Consider the following 23,910-nt stretch of genomic DNA (forward strand, 5'->3'; position numbering starts at 1 on the left):
CCATGACCGCCGACACCGCACGCGACCTCCCCGAGGGTACGGAGCCCGGCCGTGGCGGCGTGCAAGCCAACCCGTTCGACGCATCGGACTGGGCGACGCCGTTCGGCCTGCCGGATTTCGAAGCGATCCGGCCCGAGCATTACGTTCCGGCCTTCGCGCACGCCCTGAAGGCGCACGAGGCCGAGATCGCGGCGATTGCCGGGAACGAGGCGGCGCCGAGCTTCGCCAACACGGTCGCGGCGATGGAACGCACGGGCGCCGCGCTCGAGCGCGTAGCCAACGTGTTCTTCAACCTGACCGGCAGCAACTCCAGCCCGGAGCTTCAGGCGATCGAGCGGGCGGTCGCGCCGCAGCTCGCACGGCATTCGAGCGCCATCACCCTGAATCCGGAGCTCTGGGCCCGGCTCTCGGCCATCGATGCCGATGCGGAAGAGTTGAGCGCAGAGGAGCGCCGCGTGCTCGACCGCTACCGCAGCCGGTTCCGCCGGGCCGGCGCCGGCCTTGTCCCGGAGGCCAAGACCCGCATCGCCGAGATTGCGGTCCGGCTGGCTGAACTCGGGACGCAATTCTCTCAAAACGTACTCGCCGACGAGCGCGACTTCGTCCTGCCGCTGAACGGCGAGGCGGATCTCGCCGGCCTGCCGCCCTTCCTGCGCGATGCCGCCGCTGAGGCGGCCAAGGAGCGCGGCGGCGGGCAGAGCCATGTCATCACCCTTTCGCGCTCGCTGATCGAGCCCTTCCTCGTCTTCTCGACCCGCCGCGATCTACGGGCGCTGGCCTACGCGGCCTGGACCCGCCGGGGCGAGAATGGCGGCGAGACCGACAACCGCGCCATCATCGCCGAGATCGTGCGCCTGCGCGCCGAGCGAGCCCGGCTGCTCGGCTTCGACAGCTTCGCCCATCTCAAGCTCGACGACACCATGGCGGGCTCCCCCGACGCGGCGATGGAGCTGCTGCGCAATGTCTGGAAGCCGGCGCTCCAGCGCGCAGCAACGGAACGCGAAGGGCTCCAGGCCCTGGTTCGGGCGGAGGGGCACGACTTCGCTCTCGAAGCGCATGACTGGCGGCACTATTCCGAAAAGCTGCGGCGGGCCGAGCACGACCTCGACGAGTCCGAGATCAAGCCGTACCTGCCGCTGGAAGGCATGATCCGGGCGGCCTTCGACACCGCGTCGAGGCTGTTCGGGCTCGCCTTCGAGGAGTTGCGCGACGTGCCGCGCTATCACCCGGACGTGCGCACCTGGCTCGTGCGCGACGCCGACGGCTCCGAGGTCGGCCTGTTCCTCGGCGACTACTTCGCCCGCCCTTCGAAGCGCTCGGGCGCTTGGATGAGCGCCTTCCGTTCGCAGGAGCGGCTGAACGGCGACATCCGGCCGATCATCGTCAACGTGATGAACTTCGCCCGCGCCCCGCGGGGCGAGCCGACGCTGCTCTCCTTCGACGACGCCCGCACGCTGTTCCACGAATTCGGCCACGCCCTGCACGGGCTTCTGTCCGACGTCACCTATCCGCTGCTGTCCGGCACCGCGGTCTCGCGCGACTTCGTCGAACTGCCCTCGCAGCTCTACGAGCACTGGCTGCAGCAGCCGGAGGTGCTGCGGGCGCACGCCCGCCACGTGACCACCGGCGAGCCGATGCCCGACGCGCTGCTCGAACGCCTGCTCGCGGCGGCCAACTTCAACCAGGGCTTCGCGACGATCGAATATGCGGCCTCGGCCATCGTCGACATGACGCTGCATCTCTCCGCGGCCGGAGAGGACGGGCTCGACGTCGTCGCGTTCGAGGCGGACGCCCTGCGCCGCATCGCCATGCCGGCGGAGATCGCGGCGCGGCACCGGGCCCCGCATTTCGCGCATATCTTCTCCGGCGACGGCTATGCCGCCGGCTATTACAGCTATCTCTGGTCGGAGGTGCTCGATGCCGACGCGTTCGACGCGTTCCGCGAGGCGGGCGACATCTTCCATCCGGAGACGGCGCAGCGGCTGCGTCGCATGATCTACGGCGCGGGCAACCTGCGCGACGCACGCGAGGCCTATACGGCGTTCCGGGGCCGGCTGCCGAGCATCGAGCCGTTGCTGAAGAAGCGCGGGCTGGCGGCGTAGCGCAAAAACAAGAACCCTCCCCCCGACGGATCTCGGGCTTGCCCGAGATCCGCAATTATCCGCCCAAGTCAGGCAAGCCCGACTTGGGTAGGGGGAGAGCTGAGAGCGGCGGCTAGAACAGCCCGTCGATCTGACCGTTGGCGTCGAGGCGGATGTTGTCCGCCGCCGGCACCTTGGGCAGGCCCGGCATGGTCATGATCTCTCCGCAGATCACCACGACGAAGCCGGCGCCCGCCGAGAGGCGCACGTCGCGCACCGAGACGAGGTGGCCCGAGGGCGCGCCCATCAGGGTCGGGTCGGTCGAGAACGAGTACTGCGTCTTGGCCATGCAGACCGGCAGCCCGCCGTAGCCTTCCTTCTCGAAGCCGGCGAGCTTGGTGGCGGCCTTCGACTCGATCTGGATGTCGGCCGCGCCGTAGAGCTTGGTCGCGATCGTCTTGATCTTGTCGGTCAGCTTCGTCTCGGTCTCGTAGGCGAAGGTCAGCGGCTTCTGCTCGCCTTCGGCGAGCTTCACCACGGCCTGCGCCAGCGCCTCTGCGCCCGCGCCGCCCTCCGCCCAGTGCTTGCAGGTGATCGCCTCGACCTGGAGCCGGTCGCGGCACAGCTCCTTGAGCCGTGCGTGTTCGGCGTCGGTGTCCTGGAAGAAGTGGTTCACGCCGACCACCACCGGCAGGCCGAAGCTCCGCACGTTCTTCACGTGACGCTCGAGGTTGGCAAAACCCTTCTCCAGCGCGTCGAGGTTCTCAGCCTGGAGATCCTTCTTGTTGACGCCGCCATGCATCTTGAGGGCGCGGATCGTCGCGACGATCACCACCGCCGACGGCTTGAGGCCGGTCTGGCGGCACTTGATGTCGATGAACTTCTCCGCGCCCAGATCCGCGCCGAAGCCGGCCTCGGTGACGGTGTAGTCGGCGAGCCGCAGGCCGGTGCGGGTGGCGATCACCGAGTTGCAGCCGTGGGCGATGTTGGCGAACGGGCCGCCATGGATCAGGGCCGGGTTGCCCTCCAGCGTCTGCACGAGGTTCGGCTGCAACGCGTCCTTGAGGAGAACGGTCATGGCGCCGGTCGCCTTCACGTCGGCCAGCGTCACCGGCTTGCGGTCGCGGGTCTCGGCGATGACGATGCGGCCGAGCCGCTCTTCGAGATCGGCGAGATCCTTGGCGAGGCAGAACACCGCCATCACCTCGGAGGCGACGGTGATGTCGAAGCCGTCCTCGCGCGGAAAGCCGTTGGCGACGCCGCCGAGCGACTGGTTGATCGCGCGCAGCGCCCGGTCGTTCATGTCGACCACGCGGCGCCAGTGGATGCGCCGCACGTCGATGTTGAGCTCGTTGGCCCAGTAGATGTGGTTGTCGATCAGCGCCGCGGCCAGCGAGTGTGCCGAGGTGATGGCGTGGAAGTCGCCGGTGAAGTGCAGGTTGATCTGCTCCATCGGCACGACCTGCGCCTTGCCGCCGCCGGCCGCGCCGCCCTTCATGCCGAAGCAGGGGCCGAGCGAGGGCTCGCGCAGGCACATCACCGCCTTCTTGCCGATGCGGTTGAGCGCGTCGCCGAGACCCACCGTGGTGGTGGTCTTGCCCTCGCCCGCGGGCGTCGGCGAGATCGCGGTGACGAGCACCAGCTTGCCCTCGGGCTTACCCTCGAGCGAGGCGATGAAGCCGTGGTCGATCTTGGCGATGTGCTTGCCGTAGTTATGCAGCGCCTCGTCCGGAATGCCGAGCTTTTCGGCGACTTGGGCGATCGGCTTCAGGGTCGCCGCGCGGGCGATCTCGATATCTGAGGGCATTTCTCTCACCGTCGTTTCTTGTCACGCGGGCTCGCGGCGTGCCGAGCCGTCGCCCGGTCCGTCCCTATGCTTCCGTGGTAGCGAACGGAACGGCCACGATAAACCGATCGTGGCAGTGTGAGCGAAACGACGAAGAAAAGCGTCTCGGATTTTTTTGATCCCGACCGTTAAGTTTTCTCATGGGACAGGCGACTTGGGACAGCTGATCCGCCTACGGTCAGCCGGTGCGCGCGAGGCCGAATGGTTTCAACCGGTCATCGCGGTGGCGGTGTAACCGGCCTGGGTCAGCGCTTGAGCCACGTCGAGACTTTGCGCGACGGTCGTCGCGGAGACCCGGCCCAGGCCGACATCGACCGAGACGTCCGCCTGCGGGTCGAGGCGGCGGATCGTGCGGCGCACCGCCTCGGCGCATCCCTCGCAGGTCATTCCGTCCACGCGCATCGTCAGTTCGATCGGGCTCTGGACCATCGCCATCGTCTCCTGGCTGCCCGCCGGGCACCGACGGGCCTCCGCAGATGTGGCTTCGGGATCGCGCGCGGCAAGCGCAGGGCGCGTTCGGGCCGAATGCACGGGAGAAACCTATGATGCCGCCTTGCGGCGGGGAGCGGCGTCAGCGACATTAGGGTTACGACGATCCGGATGTGTCCTCGCGCGCGATCCGGCGCGTTTCACCCACACGTTCTGCGGGCGCCCGCTTCGCAGCGTGAATGAGAAGCCCGGCCGCGGCCGCCAGACAGAAACGCGTCGATCGACGGTGAAAACACCGAAAGCCCGAACGATCCGCCCGCGCGGCACCCCCTGGATCCTCGGCCTCATCGGCGTCCTGGTCCTCGTTCCGCTGGCGCTCATCCTCCCGCTCGCCGCCGTCGCCGCCGTGTCCGGCCTCGCGATCGTCGGCGGAGCGCTGCTGTGGCGGCGGCTTTCCGCCTTCGCCGTCGCGCAGGAGGTCGTCTCGAAGGAGATCGGCGTCCTGTCCCAGCGCCTCGTGAAGCTGGAGGCCGTCACGGCCGCCCTGATCCAGTCGCGGACGCAGGGTTCGGCGGCGGCGGACCCGTCGGCGCGGGTGCCGGACGAGGCGGTCAAGGCGCTCGACGCACGGCTCGATGCCGGGATCGAGGAGGTGACCGCGGAGATCGGTATCCTCAGCGGCATCGTCCGGGAACTCGCCGCAGTGGTGGCGTCGCAGGACGGCGACATCGCCCGCCTGAGGGTCCAGGCGCAGGCCCCCGTGCCGAAGCCGGTTCCGCAAGCGGAGCCGATCCGGCCGCGCCCGGCACCGGCCGCGACCGTTCCCCCCGAGACGGAACCGGTAGCGCCGCCGATGCGGCTCGTACCCCGCACGACCCTGCCGGCGGCCCGTCCCATCGATCATTTCGCCACCGAGGCCGACGCGGCATTGCTGATCGACGCCTTCGACGGCGAGGGGCTGGAGGTCTTCCTGCAGCCGGTCGTCACCCTGCCACAGCGCAAGGTCGTCGCCTACGAAGCGCTGGCGCGGCTCAAGGTCGGCGACGCGGTCTACGCGCCGGAGACGTTCCTGCCCGTCCTGGAGCGGCACGGCCGCACCACGGCGCTCGACCGGCGCATGCTCCAGCGCGTCGCGACGATCGCGCGTCATCTCCAGGGGCGCGGCAGCCCGGCCTCGGTCAGCTACAGCCTGACGCCGCATTCGTTGTTCGAGCCGGGCTTCCTGCGCTCCCTCGGCCGCCTCGTCAGCGAGGGGCCGGAACTCGCCGGCCGGGTCGTGATCGCCCTGCCGCAATCGAGCTGGCGCAGCCTCGATGCGGAGCAGGCCGCCCTGCTGGCGGGCTTGCGCGGGCGGATCGGCTTCGTGATGGATCGTCCGATCGACCTGCGGTTCGACCCGACGGCGCTGGCCGAGCGCGGCATCACGCAGGTCAAGGTCGCGGCCTCGCTGCTCCTGCGACCGCTCGACCGGGAGGCGCGGCCGGATATCGCCCTGGAGGATCTGGTGACATCCCTGGCGCGGGCCGGAATCCGGCTCGTCGCGACCGGGGTCGAGGCCGAGACGGAGGTGCCCGACCTGATCGATCTCGACGTGCCGCTGGCACAAGGGGAGGTGTTCGCTGCCCCCCGTGCCGTGCGGGCGGAGGTGCTTTCGGCATCGCCCGAGGCGGCGCCGCCGCCACCGCCCTCCCCCGATCCACCGCCGAGCCCGCCGCCGCAGCGTCGCCCGTTCCGGGATTTTCTGCGCAGAGCCGGGTGAACCCGGCAGCGGGCGCGACGTCAGTCGGAGGGAGTCAGCCGCGCGCGGCGTCGCGCTCCATCCGCTTGCGCAGCCGGGAGGCTCCGTAGATTTTCGCCAGACGCTGGCGCGCCGCATGGACCGGAGGCGCCGCGCGCTCGGCGCGGGCGGCCGCGATCACGAGGAGCGTCGTCGCGATGGAATGGTGCATCTGCCCCTGCGCGCGGGCGCGGTCGAGGGCATCGCCGGATGCGCGATCGGGCAGCTGATCGGAGTTCGCCATGGTCCAGCCCCTGCGGAATCCCCAGCTCGGATCCCGCACCCTTTTTCAGGGATGACCTTGACGGCTTTTCGCAACGGCGATGTTCGGAACAAGGCAGCTTGGCCGTAACGGCTGGCTGATCTTAACCTCGTCCGAGGCCGCGCCGACCCGGTGTCCGCTTGTCCCGTGGGTCAGGCGAACAGCGCGTCGATGGCGTCCTGCGCGGTCGCGGGACCGCCCATCTGCGGCCCGTTGAGCAGGAGCGACTCGTTGCGCTTGCGCCGGTCGGCTTCGGTCTCGTCGATGCCGGCCGCGTCGCGGGCTTTCACGGCGGCGCTGAAGCGGGCGAGCCGCCCTTCGAGCTGGCTCATCGCCTCCGCCACCTTGGCGATGCGCTGGCCGGTGATGTCCTGGAAGGTGCAGGCCTCGAAGATGTCGTAGATCTTGGCCTCGACCGCGTCCCGGTAGCCCGGTCCATCGCGCAGCGCGAGCACGGCTTCTGCGGTGCTCATGATCGAATTGGTCGCGCCGGCCGTCGCCGCCACCACCTCGCTCAGCTCCTCGTGGACCATCGGCAGACGGTCACGCGTCAGCTCGTTGGCCCGCAGGATCGCGATCGCGTCCCGCAGACTGGCGATGTAGTCCGCGATGTCGAGAAGTTCCTTCACCATCGCCGATGGATGGGAGTTCTGCGACCGGCCGTCGCGTGCCGTTGCCATCATTTTCATGGGCGATCTCTCGCGACGTTCTCGTGTTCGATCCGTTGACGGCCACCCCGCGGGGAAGGCCGCTCCTCCTGCGCCGACCCCGACGGCATGACGGCCGGGATCAGCTCTCGTGACAGTGTCGGTCCGCCCGTTTTCGCTCGGCGCGCAGCCGTTCAGCGCGACGGTCCATCGGCGGATCGTGCGATCAGGCTCCGCAGACCGCCTCGATCTTCGACTTGAGGGTGGCGGCGTTGAAGGGCTTGACGATGTAATTGTTCACGCCGGCCTTCTTGGCGGCGATGACGTTCTCGGTCTTCGACTCGGCGGTGACCATGATGAACGGCGTCGTGCGCAGGCCCTCGTCGGCGCGGACATGGCGCAGAAGCTCGTAGCCGGTCATCGGCTCCATGTTCCAATCCGAGATGACGAGGCCGTACTTGCGGCCCTTCAGGCGCGCCAGTGCGGCGGTGCCGTCGGACGCATCATCCACGTCCTCGAAGCCAAGCTGCTTGAGGAGGTTGCGGATGATACGCACCATGGTCTGGTAGTCGTCGACCACCAGGATAGGCATGCTGAGGTCGAGGGCCATATGACGATTGCTCCGTTTGTCCCTGATCGATACTGGCGGCGCGGCTCTCTCGAGCGATCAACGTCGCATCGACGCGTGCGAGCGGAGCTGCCTTCCGTTCTCAGACAATAGGTGGCGCGGATTGCGAACCAGTTAATCTCGCGCCCTTCCCCCTCGCTTGACCCGAGAGACTGATTTCGCCAAGTCTCCCGCCGCTCTCCCGCCGCGCGGGGACGAGGCGGACGAGCCCGGCCGCGCCGACGCTTCCCGTCCATGTTCCCTGCCGAAAATCCCTTGAGACTCGCAGACATTCGATCGCAGGAGCCGATGCCCTCAGGCGACGAGAACGCCGTGCCGCCCGCCGGGACCGGCCTCCGCCCCACTTCGAGACCCTTCACGGTCTGCCGCGAGGACGACCCTGTGCCTCCCGCGCTGGCGGGTGCCGTCGCCGCGCTCGGCAATTTCGATGGCGTCCATCGCGGCCACCGCACGCTGATCGAGGCGGTGCGCGCCGAGGCCGGATCACACCCCGCCGCCGTGCTGACCTTCGAGCCGCATCCGCGCGCCTTCTTCGCACCCGATCAACCGATGTTCCGCCTCACCGGCCCCAGCGCCAAGGAGATCGTGTTCGCGCGCCTCGGCCTCGATGGCCTGATCGTGCGCCGGTTCGATGAGCGGCTTGCCGGCACCAGCGCCCGGGATTTCGTGGAGGGCTGGCTGCGCGACGGGCTCGGCCTGTCCGGCGTGGTGATCGGCCACGATTTCCATTTCGGCCGCGGACGCGAGGGCTCGCCGGGGACGCTCGCCGACCTGTGCGCCGGGGCCGGCCTGTCCTGCCGCATCGTCCCCGCGGTCTCGGCCGATCCCGGCGACGCGCCGATCTCGTCGAGCGCGATCCGCGCCGCCCTCGCCTCCGGCGACGTGGCGCGGGCCAACGACCTTCTCGGCTATCGCTGGTTCGTGCTGGCCCAGGTGCGCCACGGCGACAAGCGCGGACGCACCCTGGGTTACCCCACCGCCAACCTCGCCCTCGAATCCTGCGGGCTCGCGCACGGCATCTACGCGGTGCGGGTGCGCTTGGCCGACGGCAGCCTTCACGACGGCGTGGCGAGCTACGGACGCCGCCCGACCTTCGACGACGGCGCGCCGCTCCTCGAAGTGCACCTGTTCGACTTCAAGGGCGATCTCTACGGGCAGGAGGTCGCCGTCGAGCTGCTGGCCTATCTGCGCGGCGAGGAGAAGTTTTCGAGCGCCGAGGCGCTGATCGCGCAGATGGATGTCGATTCGGCTCGGGCCAAGGCGGCCATCCGCACGGATCGGGTGCCGTCGATGCTCGGGTGAGGGGAGCCTTCGGCTCGGCCGTCGAACGACTTGCCCGCGGTTTTCGAGGCTGGCTGCAATCCGCCTTACCGTGCTTCTGAACGGATTCGCCCGACAGTTCGCGAGGCGTCACGCATTCTCCTCTCCATCGCGGCGGGGCGGAGCCGAAGCCGGCCTCCACCGCCGCAGCGACCGGACTCCGGCCCGCCGTCAGAGCATGCTCGGAAGGATCCGGTCCGGCGGACGGTGGCCGTCCATGAAGGTCTTGATGTTGATGATGACCTTCTCGCCCATGTCGGTGCGGCTCTCATGCGTCGCCGAACCCATATGCGGCAGCAGCACGACCTTGCCGGTACGGGCGAGCCGCACGAGGCGCGGGCTCACCGCCGGCTCCTGCTCGAACACGTCGAGGCCGGCGGCCGAGATCTCGCCCCCCTCGATCAGGCGCGCCAGCGCGTTCTCGTCGATTACCTCGCCGCGGGCGGTGTTGACGACGATCGCCTCGGGCTTGAGCAGCTTCAGGCGGCGGGCCGAGAGCAGGTGATAGGTCGCGGGCGTGTGCGGGCAGTTGACCGAGACGATATCGACCCGGGCCAGCATCTGGTCGAGGGATTCCCAGTAGGTCGCATCGAGCGACTCCTCGATATGCGACGGCACCCGGCGGCGGTTGTGGTAATGGATCGACAGGCCGAAGGCCTTGGCGCGGCGGGCGAGCGCTTGGCCGATGCGGCCCATGCCGACGATGCCGAGGCGCTTCCCCGTGATGCGGCGGCCGAGCATCCAGGTCGGCGACCATCCCGTGGTCCAGTCGTCGTCGGGAATGATGCGCGCACCTTCAGCGAGGCGGCGGGCGACCGCCAGGATCAGCGCCATGGTCATGTCGGCGGTGTCCTCGGTCAGCACGCCGGGCGTGTTGGTGACCGTGATGCCGCGCTCCAGCGCCCCGGCGACGTCGATGTGATCGACGCCGTTGCCAAAATTGGCGATGAGCCGCAGGTTCGGCCCCGCCTGTGCGAGCAATCCGGCTCCGATCTCGTCGGTCACGGTGGGCACGAGCACGTCGGCTTCGCGAATCGCGGCCGACAGCGCCTCCTGCGAGAGCGGCGCATCATCGTGGTTGAGGCGGGTATCGAACAATTCGCGCATGCGCGTCTCGACGGCGTCCGGCAGACGCCGCGTGACGACCACCAGCGGCTTGCGCTTCAACGACGACATGTTCCCTCCCCGACGAGGCCGTCCGCATTCGTTCGCCTGCGCCGGACGCCACCCCGCTATGCCGCGAGGGGTCGGCTTACGCTCCCTTAACCATGGCGCGGCCAGATGGAGCGGAAGGCGGACCGGTCCCCCGGACCGCTGCAGGACGTCGGCCTCTCTAGCAGAGAGGTCGGCGAACACAATGCGGCCCTGACCCGGATGGATCAGTGTCGGAGGGCCGGCCGATCCTGCGCCGACCCATGGACGTTTCCGGCCTGTGCCCGCGCACGCGCCGAAACGTCACTGCCGGAACGACCTTGGAGACACGGATCGGAGACGAGGCACGATGCGCCCGCCTGAGCTTCCCCCGATGAACCCCGCGCGCCTCGCGCTGCTCGCGGCCCTGTTCGCCCTATTGATACCCCTGACCGCCGAGGCCGCACCGGCCCCCGCGCCGGAGGTCGGCAAGGGGCCCGTGACCAAGCTGCCCCTGCCGCGCTACGCCAGTCTGAAGACCAACCGCGTCAACCTGCGGGAGGGGCCCTCGAAGGATCACCGAACCCTGTGGGTCTTCCAGCGGGAGGGCCTGCCGGTCGAGATCGTCGCCGAGTTCGAGACCTGGCGCCGCATCCGCGATTCGGAAGGGACGGAGGGATGGGTCTTGCACTCGCTGCTCTCGGGCCGCCGGACCGCCGTCGTGATTCCCCCGTCGGGCGAACGGGCCGACGCCGCCAAGGCGACGGTTCCGCTCACCACCCGCGCCGACGAGCAGTCGGCCGAGCAGGCGCGGCTGCAGCCCGGGGTCATCGGCAGCGTCAAGGGATGCACCGGCTCGTGGTGCCGCCTCGTGGTGCCGCTTCCGGACAAGCGCGGCGACGTCGACGGCTACATCCGCCAGAACCGTTTGTGGGGCGTCTATCCCGACGAGCGGGTGGAGTAGGCCGAGCCGCCGCGCCACGAATCGACACGAAAAAAGGCCCGGAAATCCGGGCCTTTTTTCGTTCCAGGGTCGGTCAACGCCGGATCAGGCGCGTCCGGACACTTTCCGGCGGCGCAGGCGCACGATCACTTCGACGCCAGCAATCTCCATGCCCTCCGGCGCGTCGGGCAGCGAATCGACCGAGATGCCGCATTCCGGCATATCGAGAACCTCGCCCTCTTCCTCAAAGAAGAAGTGGTGGTGCTCGGTCGGGTTCGTGTCGAAATAGGCCTTGGAGCCATCGAGCGCGAGCTGGCGCAGCAGGCCCGCCTCGGTGAACTGATGCAGCGTGTTGTAGACGGTCGCCAGCGAAACCGGCACCTTGGCGCGCATCGCCTCGTCGTAGAGCATTTCCGCCGTCAGGTGGCGGTCGCCACGGCCGAACAGAAGCCAGCCCAGCGAGAGGCGCTGACGGGTCGGGCGCAAGCCGGCCCGGCGCAAGCGATCGCGCAGGTCGGAGAGCGGGCAGCCCCGACGGCCGGTAACGTCGCCCGGCGAAGAGGACCGTGCGTTCAGCACGGCCTGGAGTGGCATCAAATCGGACATCGTCGGGAACGATTCCTACTTACTTAGAATGAGTATAGCCTAGAAATTATACGGATCATGGAGCCCTGCGGCAACCCATGCCGATGTCGACACCGTTTTGATACGTGGAAGGCGCATGGCTCGCATCGGCTCGGCGGGCGTTGGACCGAGCGTCGACCGAGTATCGGCACTGCGCGGGAGCCGCTTTGTGGGCGCGCGGAGCCTGTGCTAACGAGGCGCCCATTCCATCACGCCTCGTCCGTTCGCACGCATCGGACCCGTCCGTCACCGAGGACCCGTACGTCATCCATGGCCTCTCTCGACCAGCAATCCGACGGCGCTTCTCCGCAGCGCGCTTCGAGCTTCTCCTACGAGGATCTCCTGGCCTGCGGGCGCGGTGAGCTGTTCGGGGCGGGCAATGCTCAGCTCCCGCTTCCGCCGATGCTGATGTTCGACCGGATCACCTCGATCGGGACCGAGGGCGGCGCCCACGGCAAGGGTCACGTGCTGGCCGAGTTCGACATCCGGCCGGACCTCTGGTTCTTCCCCTGCCACTTCAAGGACGATCCGGTCATGCCCGGCTGCCTCGGGCTCGATGCCCTGTGGCAGCTCGTCGGCTTCCATCTTGGCTGGCTCGGCGCACTCGGCCGCGGCCGCGCGCTCGGCGTCGGCGAGGTGAAGTTCACCGATCAGGTGCTGCCGACCGTCAAACAGGTCGTCTACGGCATCGACATCAAGCGCGTGCGTCAGGGCAAGCTCGTGCTCGGGATCGCCGACGGCTGGCTCGAGGCCGACGGCCGGCGCATCTACGAGGCGAACGACCTGCGCGTGGCGCTGTTCCGCGCCTGAGACCGGCGCCGCCCGCTCGGTTCGGGAGGGTTTTTCGCGCCGAACCGGTCTCCGGTTCGGCGCCGAGTGCGCGAAGCGCGGTTGAGATTGGCCGCGCATCATCCTAACTGACCTCCCCGAGGAAACGCCGCACCAGCCGCGGCGTCAGCAGCACGAGCCATCATGCGGCGTGTCGTCATCAGCGGGATGGGCATCGTCTCGTCCATCGGCAACAATACCGGGGAGGTTCTGGACTCCCTGCGCGAGGCCCGTTCCGGGATCACCCGCTCCGAGGCGCAGGCCGCGCACGGCTTCCGCAGCCAAGTGGCGGGTGCCCCGACGATCGATCCCGAGGGCGTCGTCGATCGCCGCGCCATGCGCTTCCACGGCGGCGGCACCGCCTGGAACCACATCGCCATGGATCAGGCGATCCGCGATGCCGGCCTCGAGGAGCGGGAGATCTCCAACGACCGCACCGGCATCATCATGGGCTCGGGCGGTCCCTCGACCCGCACCATCGTCGAATCCTCCGCCATCGCCCGCGAGAAGGGGCCGAAGCGCGTCGGCCCGTTCGCGGTGCCGAAGGCGATGTCCTCGACCGCGTCGGCCACGCTGGCGACCTGGTTCAAGATCCGCGGCGTCAACTATTCGATCTCCTCGGCCTGCGCGACCTCGAATCACTGCATCGGCAATGCCGCCGAGATCATCCGCGGCGGCCGGCAGGACATCATCTTCGCCGGCGGCTGCGAGGAGCTGGACTGGACGCTCTCCGTTCTGTTCGACGCCATGGGCGCGATGTCGTCGCGCTACAACGAGACCCCTTCCCGCGCCTCGCGCGCCTATGACGTGAATCGCGACGGCTTCGTCATCGCAGGCGGCGCCGGCGTGCTGGTGCTGGAAGAGTACGAGCACGCCAAGGCCCGCGGCGCGCGGATCTACGGCGAGATCGCCGGCTACGGCGCCACCTCCGACGGGCACGACATGGTCGCCCCCTCCGGCGAGGGTGCGGTGCGCTGCATGCGGCAGGCCATGGAAGACCTGAAGGGCGCCAAGATCGATTACATCAACCCGCACGCCACCTCGACGCCGGTCGGCGACGACAAGGAGATCGAGGCGATCCGCGAAGTATTCGGCGCCGGCGACGCCTGCCCGCCGATCTCGGCCACCAAGTCGCTGACCGGGCATTCACTCGGCGCGACCGGCGTGCAGGAGGCGATCTACGCGCTTCTGATGATGAACAACGGTTTCATCTGCGAGAGCGCGCATATCGAGGAACTCGATCCGGCCTTCGCCGACATGCCGATCCTGCGTCAGCGCCGGGACGGGGCGCAGCTCGGCCACGTGATGTCGAACTCCTTCGGTTTCGGCGGCACCAACGCAACCCTCGTGCTCAAGCATCCCGACGCATGAGGGCCGAACCGCTGACGGCGCCTTGCCGTGCAGCACAGATCTTCTCGCACTTGCGAGAAGTCGGGCCAAGCATCGGCCGGGTCTTAGTCTGATGGATTGGGGGAACCGACCTGTTGTCTTGGCGTTCCTGCTTCGATAGGCAGGTAACACCATGATCGTCATCCTTGCTCTGCTCACCGTCTCCAGCCTGGCCGTTGCGGCCGGCGTTGCGGTGCGCGCCAAGCAGGCCTTGATCGATGACGCACGGAGCGGAACCCGCGGCTACTTCTGAACGCTCGCGTTCAACCCGCATCCGCATGGCCGCCCGGCCCCGTCGCATCCGCGTTGGGGCTTTTTTCTGCCGCCGTCCTCAAGCCAATTTCCCTGGCCCGGGATGCAAGGCCCCCCCACGCGTGGACAGGCCCTCGCCCGGCGGGCTAAGCCTCGGACAGGGCGCCGCGGCGCCGGGCCGATACGCGTACGGATTTGAGAATGACGGGTTTGATGGCGGGCAAGCGCGGCCTCATCATGGGGGTCGCCAACGATCATTCGATCGCGTGGGGCATCGCCAAGACCCTGCACCAGCATGGCGCCGAACTCGCCTTCACCTATCAAGGCGAGGCGCTCGGCCGCCGCGTCATCCCGCTTGCGGCCTCGGTCGGCTCCGATATCGTGCTGCCCTGCGACGTCGAGGACCTCGCGACCGTCGATGCCGCCTTCGCCACCCTCGACGAGCGCTTTCCCGACGGGATCGACTTCATCGTTCACGCCATCGGCTTTTCCGACAAGGCGCAGCTCAAGGGCCGCTACGTCGACGTCACGACCCGCGCGAACTTTTCGCGGACCATGACGATCTCCTGCTTCTCCTTCACCGAAATCGCCCAGCGCGCCGCCGCCCGGATGCCCCGGGGCGGTGCCCTGCTGACGCTGACCTATGCCGGCTCGACCCGGGTGATGCCGAACTACAACGTGATGGGCGTGGCCAAGGCCGCGCTCGAAGCGTCGGTCCGCTATCTCGCCAGCGACCTCGGCCCCGACGGCATCCGCGTCAACGCGCTCTCGGCCGGCCCGATGCGCACGCTGGCCGGCGCCGGCATCGCCGACGCGCGGCTGATGTACAATCACCAGAAGGCGCATGCCCCGCTGCGGCGCACGGTGACGCTGGACGATGTCGGCAATTCCGCGCTCTACCTGCTTTCCGATCTCTCGGGCGGCGTGACCGGCGAGATCCACTTCGTCGATTCGGGCTACAACATCATCTCGATGCCACGCCCGGCGGTGCTCCAGGCCCAGGACGAGGCGGGCGTCGTCGGCGATCTGTGATCCCACCGGCAGCGTGTCGTCGCGTCGCTTGTGCGCGACCGCGTCACGCCGCAGGGTGCGGCCCGCGATGATCCCCTCCCCCCGCCGACTCGTGCCGCGATCCCTCCCCCTGACGATCGTCCTGGCCGCCCTCCTCCTCGTCGGCGGCGCGGGCGCGGCGTGGGCGCAGAGCGTCACCCTCGATCTCGGCGCCGGCGGCACCACGGAACGGGCGCTCCAGCTCGTCGCGCTGATCACGGTCCTGGCGCTCGCGCCCTCCGTGCTGGTGATGGCGACCTCGTTCACCCGGATCGTCGTGGTGCTGTCGATCCTGCGCTCGGCGCTCGGCACGCAGACGGCGCCGCCCAACACGGTGATGGTGAGTCTGGCCCTGTTCCTGACCGCCTTCGTGATGGCTCCGACGGCGCGGGAGGCCTACCGGACCGGTGTCGAGCCGTTGCTGGCCGGCCAGATCAGCCAGTCCCAGGCGTTCGAGCGGGCGTCGGCGCCGTTCAAGACCTTCATGCTGCGCAACGTGCGCGAGAAAGACCTCAAGCTGTTCCTCGACATGGCGCGCCAGCCGGCCCCGGCGGGCCCGGAGGCGATCGGCCTGGAGATCGTCACTCCGGCCTTCATGATCTCCGAGCTGCGGCGCGCCTTCGAGATCGGCTTCCTCCTGTTCATCCCGTTCCTCATCATCGACCTCGTCGTCGCCTCGGTGCTGATGGCGATGGGCATGATGATGCTGCCGCCCGCCACGGTCGCACTGCCGTTCAAGCTGATCTTCTTCGTTCTGGTCGACGGCTGGACGCTGGTGGCGGGCTCCCTGATTCAGAGCTACGGAGGCTGAGGTCCGCCACGATACGATTCGAGGTTGTGGCGGCCGCCTCACGAGGACGCCGAAGCATGGATCTGACGACCACCACCACTCGCTGGGCCCCGCGGATGCTGAGCATCCTGCGAATCGTCTCCGCGCTCATCTTCATGGCGCACGGGACGCAGAAGATCCTTGGCTTTCCGGCGAGTTCGATGAACCCGCCGCTGATGTCGCTTTCAGGGGTTGCCGGCCTGATCGAACTCGTCGGCGGAGCGCTCCTGCTGATCGGCCTGTTCAGCCGCCCCGTGGCCTTCATCCTCTCCGGCGAGATGGCCTTCGCCTACTTCATCGCCCATGCGCCCAAGAGCGTCTTCCCGGCGCTGAACGGCGGCGACGCGGCGATCCTGTACTGCTTCGTCTTCCTCTATATCGCCTTCGCCGGCCCCGGCCCGTGGAGCATCGACGCGCAGCGCGGCCACGGTCGCATCTGACCCTCACCCCGGCGGCGGGGACGGCGCCTCGGCGCGGTTGCCCGTCGCGGCGCTGCCGGGTTCCGGCACGGCGCTGTCGGGGTAGCGCTTGCGGTACTCCGAGAGGAAGGCGGCGAGCGTCTCCGCCTTGGTCGCCCGCAGGGCCGCATCGCGGAAGGCAGCGGAGCGGGGCGCGTCCGGCCGCGTCAGCATGGCGAAGGTACGGGCATCCGCGCTCTCGGCCATCGGCCCCGCGAACTTCGCCTTCAGCCGTTCGAGCCCGAGGGATTCCCCCGCGAGCCCGTAGGCGATGCCGGCGCGGATGACGTCGGCCCGCGCCGTGTCGTCGAGGGGTTTGCCCGAGCGCCAAGCCGGCCCGAGGATCATCTCGTGGGCCTCGCCGGCCTCGCGCCAGCGCCGGGCTGCCCACAGGATGTCCGCCCGCAGACGCTCGGCATCGGCGCCGGTCTCGCCCTCGACGGTCTCCAGGGCGAGATCGGTGCGGGAGAGGTCCGACAGGGCGCGGGCGCGCAGCATCGCGCGGGCGCGGCGCACGTCCTCGGGCAGTTCGGGCAGGTGCGTCGCGTCGAGCGTCTGGAGTGCCTGGAGCGGCTTGCCCTCCATGAGCCGGATCGTGGCGAGCCGCGCCGAGACCGAGGAACGGGCCGTGCCCTCCAGCCGGTGATCGATCTGGTATTGCAGCAGCTCGTCGGCGGAATCGAGCAGGTCGAGGGCGACGAGGCGGTCGGCCAGCCGCCGCACGATTTCGTCGGCGCGCCGGCCGGCGGGCGCGAAATCCTTGAAGTCGAAATACAGCGCCAGCGCCTCGACGCCGCCGAGCCGCTCGCCGCGCGCGCCCAGGAACAGATCTTCGAACACAGCCATGGCGCGCTCGTGCAGGGCGCGGGCGATCGGCGCCTCGGGGCTCAGCGCGTTGGCGCGGCGGGCGGTGGTGAAGATCTTGCGCCAGCGCCCGGCCTCCTCGTAGAGGCCACCGAGCGCGCCCAGCGTCCCGATCTCGGTCGGGCCGCCGTGCCAGGTCAGGGCCAGAACCTCCAACTGGTCGATCGCCTCGGGCAGGGCCGTCTTGCCGAGGGTGTGGCCGAGGGAGGCCGCACGCAGGGTCGCCTCCGCCGCCACTGGCCAAGGCGCTTGGTTCCGCAGCGTCTCGTAGGCCGCCAGCGCCGCCGCGCTGCGGCCTGTCGCCGCGTCCATCTTCGCCCGCAGCAAGGTCAGCCGGTCGCGGGTGTATTCGGTCGCGGCGCGGCTCGCGGCGATCGATTCGCGCGTGACCGCCTCCCAGTCGCCGGTCTCGACCGCGGCCTCGGCGGCGGCGGCGTGGAACAGCGATGCAAGAGATTCGGGGTAGCGCTCCAAGACCGATTCGCCGGCACGCAGCGCGACGGCCGCCTCGCTCCATCGGCCGGCCAGGGCGTCGGCATAGCCGCGCCAGAGCCGGGCTTCCGGATTGGTGGCGAGCCGCTCGTCGGAGAGAAGTTTGCGCGCCTCCTCGGCCCGTCCGATCCGGGCGAGCAGAATACCGCGCATCAGCGCCGTCTGCCGATCACCGTCGACGACCACATCCTCGGCGGCAGCGGAGATCAGGGCACCGAGCGCCTCCACGTCGAGATCGTTGGCCATCATCGCTCGGGCGAGACCGAGGCGGGCGCCGCCGCGGTCGCGGCGATGGGCCTCGACGGCGGCGGCGAGGCCCTCCCGCAGCGTCGCGCGCACGTCGCCGCGCTGCGCCCGTTCCCAGGCGTCGCGATCGACCGCCAGCTCCGTGACCGCCCCCACGGGCGGATCGGCGGGGCGGGAGATGCCCGACACCGAGAGCCCGCCGTCGCGGCTCTCCCTTGCTCCCTCCCTTGCTCCCTCCCTTGCTCCCTCTCTTGCGCCGTCACGGCCGATCGTCACGCCGTCGAGGTCCGGCCGCACGATCAGGTCGTCGGCGTTGGCGAGAACGGCGAGGCCGAGCCGGCTCGGAATGAGTTCGAACTCGACGAAGCGCTGCGCCTTGACCACGCCGGCAGGCCGGCTGCCGTCGGTGGCGACGACGGCGATGCGCTCGCCGTCGAGATCGAGCCAGCCAGCAGGACCGGCCTCGGGCAGCCGCACGCTGACGCCGAGCCGGCCCTGAGCCGTCGGCACGCGCTGAGCAGTCAGGCTCTCGCTCGGGGCGAGACCGTCGCCGGCCGCCAACTCCCATCCGGCCGGCTCGGTGACGGGCAAAAGGTCGACGAGCCGCCCCGCGGGCGCGGTGAAGCGAAGGATGGTGAAGCCGCCACTCCGCAGCGGCGGCGCGAGAGCGACGAGCCCCGTGGCACCGGGCGGCGGCACGGCGACCGGCTCGGTCGTGGCGAAGACGACGGTGACGATGCCGCCGCGCTCGAACGCCGCCGCCGGCACGCGCTGGGCGAAGGGGAAGACGAGGCCCGAGCCGGCCTTGCGCGACATCACGGCCGACGCCGCGGGCCGCGCGGCCTCCTTCGGCACCTCCTTCGCCCCGCCCTTCGCCTCCGCTGCCGGGGTCACGGCAGGCGGAACGGGTGAGGTCGCAGTCTCGGTTGCCTTCGGCTTGGTGACGAAATCGATCGCCACGACATCCTCGTCACGCTGGGTGGCGAGGCTCACGCCCTCGGCCGGGCTCGCGACGATGCGGGCCTCGCCGGCGTCCGTCTCGACCGTGACACGGCCGAGATTCGGGTCGAGGCGGCCGCGGAGGGCATGGTCGTCGATGCGCCACGCCCCCGGCAGCGTCAGGCGCGTGCCGGTGCCGTTCGGGGCGAAGGCCGCCTCGGAGCCCTCCGGCAGGCGCAGCGAGAGCCGGGTGCGTGCTTCGGTGCGGGCGAGTTCGAGGGTCAGCGGACGCGGCACAGGGGCCGGGTTGCGCGCCTTCAGGCTGGCCTCGGCGGCGGCGGCCCGGCGGGCGAGGTCGGCGACGACTTCGGTGGGAAGCGGCGGCAGGAAGCCGTTCCAGCTTTCCGGCAGGAGATCGATGAAGACCTGTTCGCCGGCATCCTGCACGTTGACGCGGTAGGGCCGTTGCAGGGCGAGGCGCAGGGCCGAGCCGTCGGGGTCGCGCCGCACCACGGTGACGTAGTCCGGCATCCCCGCCGCGATCCGCTCGGGACCGGCCCCCACCGCCCCGCCGAAATTGAGCACGAGGATCGCGCCCGACAGCCGCGCCTTGACGGAGACGGGCTCATCGAACGTCAGGACGATACGGCCGAAGCCCTCCGGCGGCTGCGCGCCCTTGGCCGAGACGAGCCGGGCCGCCTCCGCCGCCGAGGCTGCGGCGCAGAGGCCGACGGCGAAGCCGGCGCGCAGGAGAGCCCTGCCCGGACGCCGCTTTGCCTGACCGGCCCGTCCCCCCATCGCGCGAAACGCCCGCCCTCACCGGCGGCCGGCCTTCGGAGGCCGGGCGCCGAACGCCACTCGTGCCGGCACTCTCGCCCAGCGCAGTGAACGGGCGCTTAAGGACGAACCTTCGTTATGAGGCCTTGCGCAGGACGAGGCCGGGGATCACCTTGCCTTTTTCGCCGAACATCTCCTGCGCCCTTCGGCAGCTCTCATCGACGTTCTTCCGGTAGGCTTCGGTGTAGCCCATGCTGCGCATGAGCAACTCGCCCTTCGAGATCGCGTCGAGATCGACGCCCATGCCGGAGACCACCGCCTTGAACCGCTCGTAATCGGGCTTCGCCTCCTTGCAGGATTCGCCGACGAAGCGGACGAGCCCGGCGAGCTTGGCGGCATTCGCCTCCTGGCGCTGCTGCGCGGTCTGCGGCGTCTTCGGGGCACCGTCCGGAGCGGGGTTGGCAGCCTCAGGGGCAGCTTCGGGGGACGTCTTGGCGATTTCGGGCGCGGCCGGTGCCGGCGCCTCGGCCCCAGCGGCGAGCGGCCATGCGAACAGAATCGCGGCTGCGATCGCAAGATGCTTCATCGTTTCGTTCCCTCGGCGTCGTGCTTGATTATTATTTCGAGCTTATTTTTCGTCGAGCCAGCATAGCAAAGGTGCGGGCGCTGTTCTGCCCTCTTCGCGAAGCTTTGTCGAAGCGCCGGCCGCGCCGCATGTCGCGGCCGGCGCCGACCGGGATCAGACCGACTTGGCCGCGCGTCCCGCCGCCATCAGCGCGAAGGCGTAGATCAGGCCGACCTCCTCCAGGCGGTCGAAGCGGCCGGCGGCGCCGCCATGCCCGGCCTCCATGTTGATCTTCATGAGGACCGGGCCGCCGCCGGTCATGGTGGCGCGCAGCCGCGCCACCCACTTGGCGGGCTCCCAATAGGTCACGCGCGGATCGGTGAGGCCGCCGAGCGCGAGGATCGCCGGATAGGCCTTGGCGGCGACGTTGTCGTAGGGCGAGTAGGACAGGATCGTCTTGAAGGCCTCCTCGCTCTCGGCCGGATTGCCCCATTCCGGCCATTCCGGCGGCGTCAGCGGCAGATCCGCGTCGAGCATGGTGTTGAGCACATCGACGAAGGGCACGTCGGCGACGATGCCGGCAAACAGCTCCGGCGCGAGGTTGGCGGCCGCCCCCATCAGCATGCCGCCCGCGCTGCCGCCATGGGCGACGATCCGCCCCTGCGCCGTGTAGCCCGCCTCGATCAGCGCCCGGCCGCAAGCGACGAAATCGGTGAAGGTGTTGGGCTTCTTCTCGCGCTTGCCTTGCGTGTACCAGTTCCAGCCCTTCTCGGTGCCGCCGCGGACATGGGCGATGGCGTAGACGAAGCCGCGATCGACGAGGCTGAGCAGGTTGGTGCGGAACCCCGCCGGCATCAGCGTGCCGTAGGAGCCGTAGCCGTAGAGCAGCAGCGGCGCCGATCCGTCGAGGCTGAGCCCCCGGCGGTGCAGAAGCGAGATCGGTACGCTCTCCCCGTCGGGCGCGGGCGCGAACAGGCGGCGGGTCACGTAGTCGGCCGGCTCGTGGCCGCTGGGCACGCTCTGGCGCTTGCGCAGGATGCGGGCGCGGGTGACGCAATCGTAGTCGTAGGTCTCGGCCGGCGTCGTCATCGACGAGTAGCTGAAGCGGATCCGCGCCGTCTCGAACTCGTAGCCCGGCAGAAGCCCGAGGGAGTAGGCTTCCTCGGCGAAGGAGACGGTGTGCTCCTCGCCCTTCATGTCGCGCACGACGATGCGCGGCAGGGCGTTCTCGAGTTCGAGCCGCACGAGGTGGTTGCCGAGCACGTGCAGGTGCCGGATCATCACGCCGGGCCGGTAGGGCACCGCGTCCTGCCAATTCTGCCGCGCTGTGGCGTCGAGGGGGCAGGTGACGATCTTGAAGTCCACCGCTCCGTCGGCGTTCGTCAGGATGACGAGATACGAGCCCCAGTGCTCGACCGAGTAGATCAGCCGCTCCTCGCGGGGCGCGACGCAGGCCAGCGCGCCCTCGTCGTCGGCGCGGTCGAGCAGGTAGACCTCCGATGTCTCGTGGTCGCTCGCGGTGACGGTGAGGTAGGTGCCCGACTGGGTGCGGCCGATATTCACGAAGAAACCCGGATCGGATTCTTCGTAGACGGTCGTGTCCTGCGCCTGATCCGTGCCGAGGCGGTGGCGCATCACGCGGGCCGGACGATGGTTCTCGTCCAGCGCCACGTAGAAGAAGGCGGTGCCGGCTGCGTTCCACACCGCGTCGCCGGCGGTCGATTCGACCTGCTCGACGCGGTCCTGCCCGGTGTCGAGGTCGCGCACGCGGATGGTGTGGAGTTCCGAGCCCTTGGTGTCGACGCCCCAGGCCAGCAGGCGGTGGTCGTCGGAATGGGCGGCACCCGCGATCTCGAAGAAGGCGAGGCCCGCCCCCTCCCGGTCGCCATCGAGCAGGATCTGCTCGCCGATCTCGCCGTCCTCCGGCTCCTCGGCGATGCGGTGGACGGTGCGCGGACGGCGGCAGATCAGCGGATGCTGCCCGCCCTCGCGATGGCGGGAATAATAGGCAAAGGGTCCGTCGGGTTCGGGCACCGAGGCATCGTCCTCGCGGATGCGCCCGCGCATCTCGGCAACGAGGGTTTTGCGCAAATCGGCCGCGCCGCTCAGCGCCGCCTCGGCATAGGCGTTCTCGGCCTCGAGATAGGCGCGGATGTCGGGGGCCAGCGCCGACGGGTCCTTCAGCACCGCGCGCCAGTTCTCGGCCTTGAGCCACGCGAATGGATCTTCGACGCGCCGGCCGAAGAGTTCGAAGGCGTGCGGGCGCATTTCGGCAACGGGCGCCTCGGGCGGCAGGGCGAAGGGGGGTGGCTCGAAGGTCATCGCCGGACTCCGGTGGGAACGCTTGGGTGGCAACGCGAGAAAAAAACGCGTGCGATACCTGGCGGTGTGCCGTGCGACGGCCGTGGCCGCAAGGCTGGCAAATGAGCCGCCCCTTCGTCACGCCCTCGCCGCGACGCACGAGCGATCATGGCGGACGGGCCGCCGCCCTGGAAGCGATGTCGAGCATTCACGACAAATTGCGCACGTCCCGGATGGCGACGGATCCGTTCAGTTGTGCATACCGGTCCTGTCTTGCAGGTCTAATTTGGATGTTCTAGGTAGAACCCGTGACTGCGGGGGCGTCACGCCAAACCGAAATCAAGCGGCACCATTGCACAGGCCGAGAGGTATCTGTCCGTTTCCGTCTTCGTACCGGATCATGGGCCGGATCGATTGCGCGCGATGGACCGCCAAGGGACAATCAAGAACATGAACGAAACCGAGACCCCGGTCGATTACGTCGCTCTCACGGCCGACATCGTCGCCGCCTATGTGAGCAACAACCCGGTGCCGGCCGCCGAACTTGCCGGTCTGATCGGCAACATCCACGGCGCCCTGATCCAGGTTGGAACCGGCCGGGCCGCCGCGCCGCAGCCGGTGGTCCAGGAGACGCTTCAGCCGGCCGTGCCGGTCAAGAAGTCGATCCAGCCGGACTATCTCGTCTGCCTGGAAGACGGGCGGACCTTCAAGTCGCTGAAGCGGCACCTGCGCGCCAAATACAACCTATCCCCCGAGCAATATCGCGCCAAGTGGGGCCTCTCGCCCGACTACCCGATGGTGGCGCCGAACTATGCCAAGGCCCGCTCCGACCTCGCCAAGGCGATCGGTCTCGGCCAAGTGCGGCCGGGCTACGACGCGGCCGCTTGAGGTTTATCCGGGCCCTCACGCGACGCCCGCTGCGCCAGCCCGTCCAGGGCCGGCGCAGCGGCAGATCGGTCAGGCACACATTGACGAATCGGGTTATCAACAACAAAGTCGTGGAACGGCACAACTTCTGCTGCATTGCCTCCCTATGAACGACGACAGCCCCTCCGAACAACTTGCCAAAACCAATGAAGCGCTCGCGGAGTGGGCAGCCCGCTCCGCCTGCGACAGCGACCGTCTGATCGATCGCTTCGAGCAGATGGGATACGCGGTGCGCGGCAAGTCCGAGGAAGAGATCGCCGAGATCCTGAAGAAGCCGCCGACCAAGCCGTCTCAGGCCTGAAAGC

21 protein-coding genes are annotated in these 23,910 nt (G+C 69.3%); 11 read left to right on the plus strand and 10 right to left on the minus strand.

The window, feature by feature from the left end; all coding sequences use genetic code 11:
* The first annotated feature begins 2 nt into the window (after positions 1-2).
* On the plus strand, positions 3-2,102 hold the full coding sequence (locus Y590_RS01470; protein WP_060768332.1) for a M3 family metallopeptidase: 2,100 nt from the start codon (positions 3-5) through the stop codon (positions 2,100-2,102).
* A 112-nt stretch (positions 2,103-2,214) separates the two neighbouring features.
* On the opposite strand, the gene Y590_RS01475 is transcribed toward Y590_RS01470, so the two are convergent.
* Positions 2,215-3,888, minus strand: a complete 1,674-nt coding sequence (locus Y590_RS01475; protein ID WP_060768333.1) for a formate--tetrahydrofolate ligase — start codon at positions 3,886-3,888, stop codon at positions 2,215-2,217.
* 246 nt (positions 3,889-4,134) lie between these two features.
* Entirely contained in the window at positions 4,135-4,356 is a 222-nt protein-coding gene (locus Y590_RS01480; RefSeq protein WP_060772108.1) for a heavy-metal-associated domain-containing protein, read from the minus strand.
* Between the two features lie 286 nt (positions 4,357-4,642).
* Here Y590_RS01480 and Y590_RS01485 point away from each other — a divergent pair, with 286 nt between their 5' ends.
* Positions 4,643-6,115 (plus strand): EAL domain-containing protein, encoded by a 1,473-nt coding sequence (locus tag Y590_RS01485; protein WP_060768334.1) that lies wholly within the window; start codon positions 4,643-4,645, stop codon positions 6,113-6,115.
* A gap of 34 nt (positions 6,116-6,149) precedes the next feature.
* Here the strand turns inward: Y590_RS01485 and Y590_RS01490 are convergent, their stop codons facing one another.
* From Y590_RS01490 to Y590_RS01500, 3 genes are all read right to left on the minus strand, one after another.
* Positions 6,150-6,377, minus strand: coding sequence for a hypothetical protein (locus tag Y590_RS01490; RefSeq protein ID WP_060768335.1), 228 nt, complete (start codon positions 6,375-6,377; stop codon positions 6,150-6,152).
* A gap of 170 nt (positions 6,378-6,547) precedes the next feature.
* Complete coding sequence (locus Y590_RS01495) at positions 6,548-7,084, minus strand: protein phosphatase CheZ (RefSeq protein ID WP_060768336.1); 537 nt, start codon at positions 7,082-7,084, stop codon at positions 6,548-6,550.
* 184 nt (positions 7,085-7,268) lie between these two features.
* Positions 7,269-7,652 carry a response regulator gene (locus Y590_RS01500; RefSeq protein WP_003604011.1) on the minus strand — a complete coding sequence of 128 codons (384 nt, stop codon included), beginning with the start codon at positions 7,650-7,652 and terminating at the stop codon, positions 7,269-7,271.
* Between the two features lie 306 nt (positions 7,653-7,958).
* On the opposite strand from Y590_RS01500, the gene Y590_RS01505 reads away from it, so the two are divergent.
* The gene (locus Y590_RS01505; RefSeq protein ID WP_060768337.1) at positions 7,959-8,972 is read left to right on the plus strand and encodes a bifunctional riboflavin kinase/FAD synthetase; all 1,014 of its coding nucleotides are present in this window, start codon (positions 7,959-7,961) and stop codon (positions 8,970-8,972) included.
* 189 nt (positions 8,973-9,161) lie between these two features.
* Here Y590_RS01505 and Y590_RS01510 read toward each other — a convergent pair whose 3' ends face one another.
* The gene (locus Y590_RS01510) at positions 9,162-10,166 is read right to left on the minus strand and encodes a 2-hydroxyacid dehydrogenase (protein ID WP_003604009.1); all 1,005 of its coding nucleotides are present in this window, start codon (positions 10,164-10,166) and stop codon (positions 9,162-9,164) included.
* A 325-nt stretch (positions 10,167-10,491) separates the two neighbouring features.
* On the opposite strand from Y590_RS01510, the gene Y590_RS01515 reads away from it, so the two are divergent.
* Entirely contained in the window at positions 10,492-11,085 is a 594-nt protein-coding gene (locus Y590_RS01515; protein ID WP_060768338.1) for an SH3 domain-containing protein, read from the plus strand.
* Positions 11,086-11,169: 84 nt separating this feature from the next.
* On the opposite strand, the gene irrA is transcribed toward Y590_RS01515, so the two are convergent.
* Entirely contained in the window at positions 11,170-11,670 is a 501-nt protein-coding gene (irrA, locus tag Y590_RS01520; protein WP_060768339.1) for an iron response transcriptional regulator IrrA, read from the minus strand.
* Between the two features lie 288 nt (positions 11,671-11,958).
* On the opposite strand from irrA, the gene fabA reads away from it, so the two are divergent.
* The 5 genes from fabA to Y590_RS01545 all read left to right on the plus strand — a co-directional run bounded on the left by fabA (position 11,959) and on the right by Y590_RS01545 (position 16,476).
* Positions 11,959-12,498: a bifunctional 3-hydroxydecanoyl-ACP dehydratase/trans-2-decenoyl-ACP isomerase gene (fabA, locus tag Y590_RS01525; protein ID WP_003604006.1), complete on the plus strand. Its 540-nt coding sequence runs from the start codon at positions 11,959-11,961 to the stop codon at positions 12,496-12,498.
* Between the two features lie 162 nt (positions 12,499-12,660).
* Positions 12,661-13,887: a beta-ketoacyl-ACP synthase I gene (gene fabB, locus Y590_RS01530; protein ID WP_060768340.1), complete on the plus strand. Its 1,227-nt coding sequence runs from the start codon at positions 12,661-12,663 to the stop codon at positions 13,885-13,887.
* A 471-nt stretch (positions 13,888-14,358) separates the two neighbouring features.
* A complete protein-coding gene (fabI, locus tag Y590_RS01535) occupies positions 14,359-15,189 on the plus strand; it encodes an enoyl-ACP reductase FabI (protein ID WP_060768341.1) in 831 nt (276 codons plus the stop codon).
* A gap of 67 nt (positions 15,190-15,256) precedes the next feature.
* A complete protein-coding gene (gene fliP / locus Y590_RS01540; RefSeq protein ID WP_060768342.1) occupies positions 15,257-16,018 on the plus strand; it encodes a flagellar type III secretion system pore protein FliP in 762 nt (253 codons plus the stop codon).
* Positions 16,019-16,074: 56 nt separating this feature from the next.
* Entirely contained in the window at positions 16,075-16,476 is a 402-nt protein-coding gene (locus Y590_RS01545) for a DoxX family protein (protein WP_060768343.1), read from the plus strand.
* 3 nt (positions 16,477-16,479) lie between these two features.
* Here Y590_RS01545 and Y590_RS01550 read toward each other — a convergent pair whose 3' ends face one another.
* From Y590_RS01550 to Y590_RS01560, 3 genes are all read right to left on the minus strand, one after another.
* Positions 16,480-19,833, minus strand: a complete 3,354-nt coding sequence (locus tag Y590_RS01550) for a tetratricopeptide repeat protein (protein WP_060768344.1) — start codon at positions 19,831-19,833, stop codon at positions 16,480-16,482.
* 115 nt (positions 19,834-19,948) lie between these two features.
* Positions 19,949-20,398 carry a hypothetical protein gene (locus tag Y590_RS01555; protein WP_060768345.1) on the minus strand — a complete coding sequence of 150 codons (450 nt, stop codon included), beginning with the start codon at positions 20,396-20,398 and terminating at the stop codon, positions 19,949-19,951.
* Between the two features lie 153 nt (positions 20,399-20,551).
* Positions 20,552-22,699 (minus strand): S9 family peptidase, encoded by a 2,148-nt coding sequence (locus tag Y590_RS01560; protein WP_060768346.1) that lies wholly within the window; start codon positions 22,697-22,699, stop codon positions 20,552-20,554.
* 429 nt (positions 22,700-23,128) lie between these two features.
* Between Y590_RS01560 and Y590_RS01565 the strand changes: the two genes are divergently transcribed.
* The gene (locus tag Y590_RS01565; protein ID WP_060772109.1) at positions 23,129-23,566 is read left to right on the plus strand and encodes a Ros/MucR family transcriptional regulator; all 438 of its coding nucleotides are present in this window, start codon (positions 23,129-23,131) and stop codon (positions 23,564-23,566) included.
* Between the two features lie 145 nt (positions 23,567-23,711).
* Positions 23,712-23,906 (plus strand): hypothetical protein, encoded by a 195-nt coding sequence (locus Y590_RS01570; RefSeq protein ID WP_060768347.1) that lies wholly within the window; start codon positions 23,712-23,714, stop codon positions 23,904-23,906.
* Positions 23,907-23,910 lie beyond the last annotated feature (4 nt).

The organism is Methylobacterium sp. AMS5, from assembly GCF_001542815.1.
Lineage (GTDB): Bacteria > Pseudomonadota > Alphaproteobacteria > Rhizobiales > Beijerinckiaceae > Methylobacterium.

What these genes read in the sequence shown, in the direction of transcription:
- fliP (WP_060768342.1), top strand. Translation starts at nt 15,257, where the DNA reads ATGATCCCCTCCCCCCGCCGACTCGTGCCGCGATCCCTCCCCCTGACG.
- Y590_RS01565 (WP_060772109.1), top strand. Translation starts at nt 23,129, where the DNA reads ATGAACGAAACCGAGACCCCGGTCGATTACGTCGCTCTCACGGCCGAC.
- Y590_RS01515 (WP_060768338.1), top strand. Translation starts at nt 10,492, where the DNA reads ATGCGCCCGCCTGAGCTTCCCCCGATGAACCCCGCGCGCCTCGCGCTG.
- Y590_RS01470 (WP_060768332.1), top strand. Translation starts at nt 3, where the DNA reads ATGACCGCCGACACCGCACGCGACCTCCCCGAGGGTACGGAGCCCGGC.
- Y590_RS01505 (WP_060768337.1), top strand. Translation starts at nt 7,959, where the DNA reads ATGCCCTCAGGCGACGAGAACGCCGTGCCGCCCGCCGGGACCGGCCTC.
- Y590_RS01500 (WP_003604011.1), bottom strand. Translation starts at nt 7,652, where the DNA reads ATGGCCCTCGACCTCAGCATGCCTATCCTGGTGGTCGACGACTACCAG.
- fabA (WP_003604006.1), top strand. Translation starts at nt 11,959, where the DNA reads ATGGCCTCTCTCGACCAGCAATCCGACGGCGCTTCTCCGCAGCGCGCT.
- Y590_RS01550 (WP_060768344.1), bottom strand. Translation starts at nt 19,833, where the DNA reads ATGGGGGGACGGGCCGGTCAGGCAAAGCGGCGTCCGGGCAGGGCTCTC.
- fabB (WP_060768340.1), top strand. Translation starts at nt 12,661, where the DNA reads ATGCGGCGTGTCGTCATCAGCGGGATGGGCATCGTCTCGTCCATCGGC.
- Y590_RS01570 (WP_060768347.1), top strand. Translation starts at nt 23,712, where the DNA reads ATGAACGACGACAGCCCCTCCGAACAACTTGCCAAAACCAATGAAGCG.
- Y590_RS01490 (WP_060768335.1), bottom strand. Translation starts at nt 6,377, where the DNA reads ATGGCGAACTCCGATCAGCTGCCCGATCGCGCATCCGGCGATGCCCTC.
- Y590_RS01545 (WP_060768343.1), top strand. Translation starts at nt 16,075, where the DNA reads ATGGATCTGACGACCACCACCACTCGCTGGGCCCCGCGGATGCTGAGC.
- Y590_RS01555 (WP_060768345.1), bottom strand. Translation starts at nt 20,398, where the DNA reads ATGAAGCATCTTGCGATCGCAGCCGCGATTCTGTTCGCATGGCCGCTC.
- fabI (WP_060768341.1), top strand. Translation starts at nt 14,359, where the DNA reads ATGACGGGTTTGATGGCGGGCAAGCGCGGCCTCATCATGGGGGTCGCC.
- Y590_RS01475 (WP_060768333.1), bottom strand. Translation starts at nt 3,888, where the DNA reads ATGCCCTCAGATATCGAGATCGCCCGCGCGGCGACCCTGAAGCCGATC.
- Y590_RS01480 (WP_060772108.1), bottom strand. Translation starts at nt 4,356, where the DNA reads ATGGTCCAGAGCCCGATCGAACTGACGATGCGCGTGGACGGAATGACC.
- Y590_RS01510 (WP_003604009.1), bottom strand. Translation starts at nt 10,166, where the DNA reads ATGTCGTCGTTGAAGCGCAAGCCGCTGGTGGTCGTCACGCGGCGTCTG.
- Y590_RS01495 (WP_060768336.1), bottom strand. Translation starts at nt 7,084, where the DNA reads ATGAAAATGATGGCAACGGCACGCGACGGCCGGTCGCAGAACTCCCAT.
- Y590_RS01560 (WP_060768346.1), bottom strand. Translation starts at nt 22,699, where the DNA reads ATGACCTTCGAGCCACCCCCCTTCGCCCTGCCGCCCGAGGCGCCCGTT.
- irrA (WP_060768339.1), bottom strand. Translation starts at nt 11,670, where the DNA reads ATGTCCGATTTGATGCCACTCCAGGCCGTGCTGAACGCACGGTCCTCT.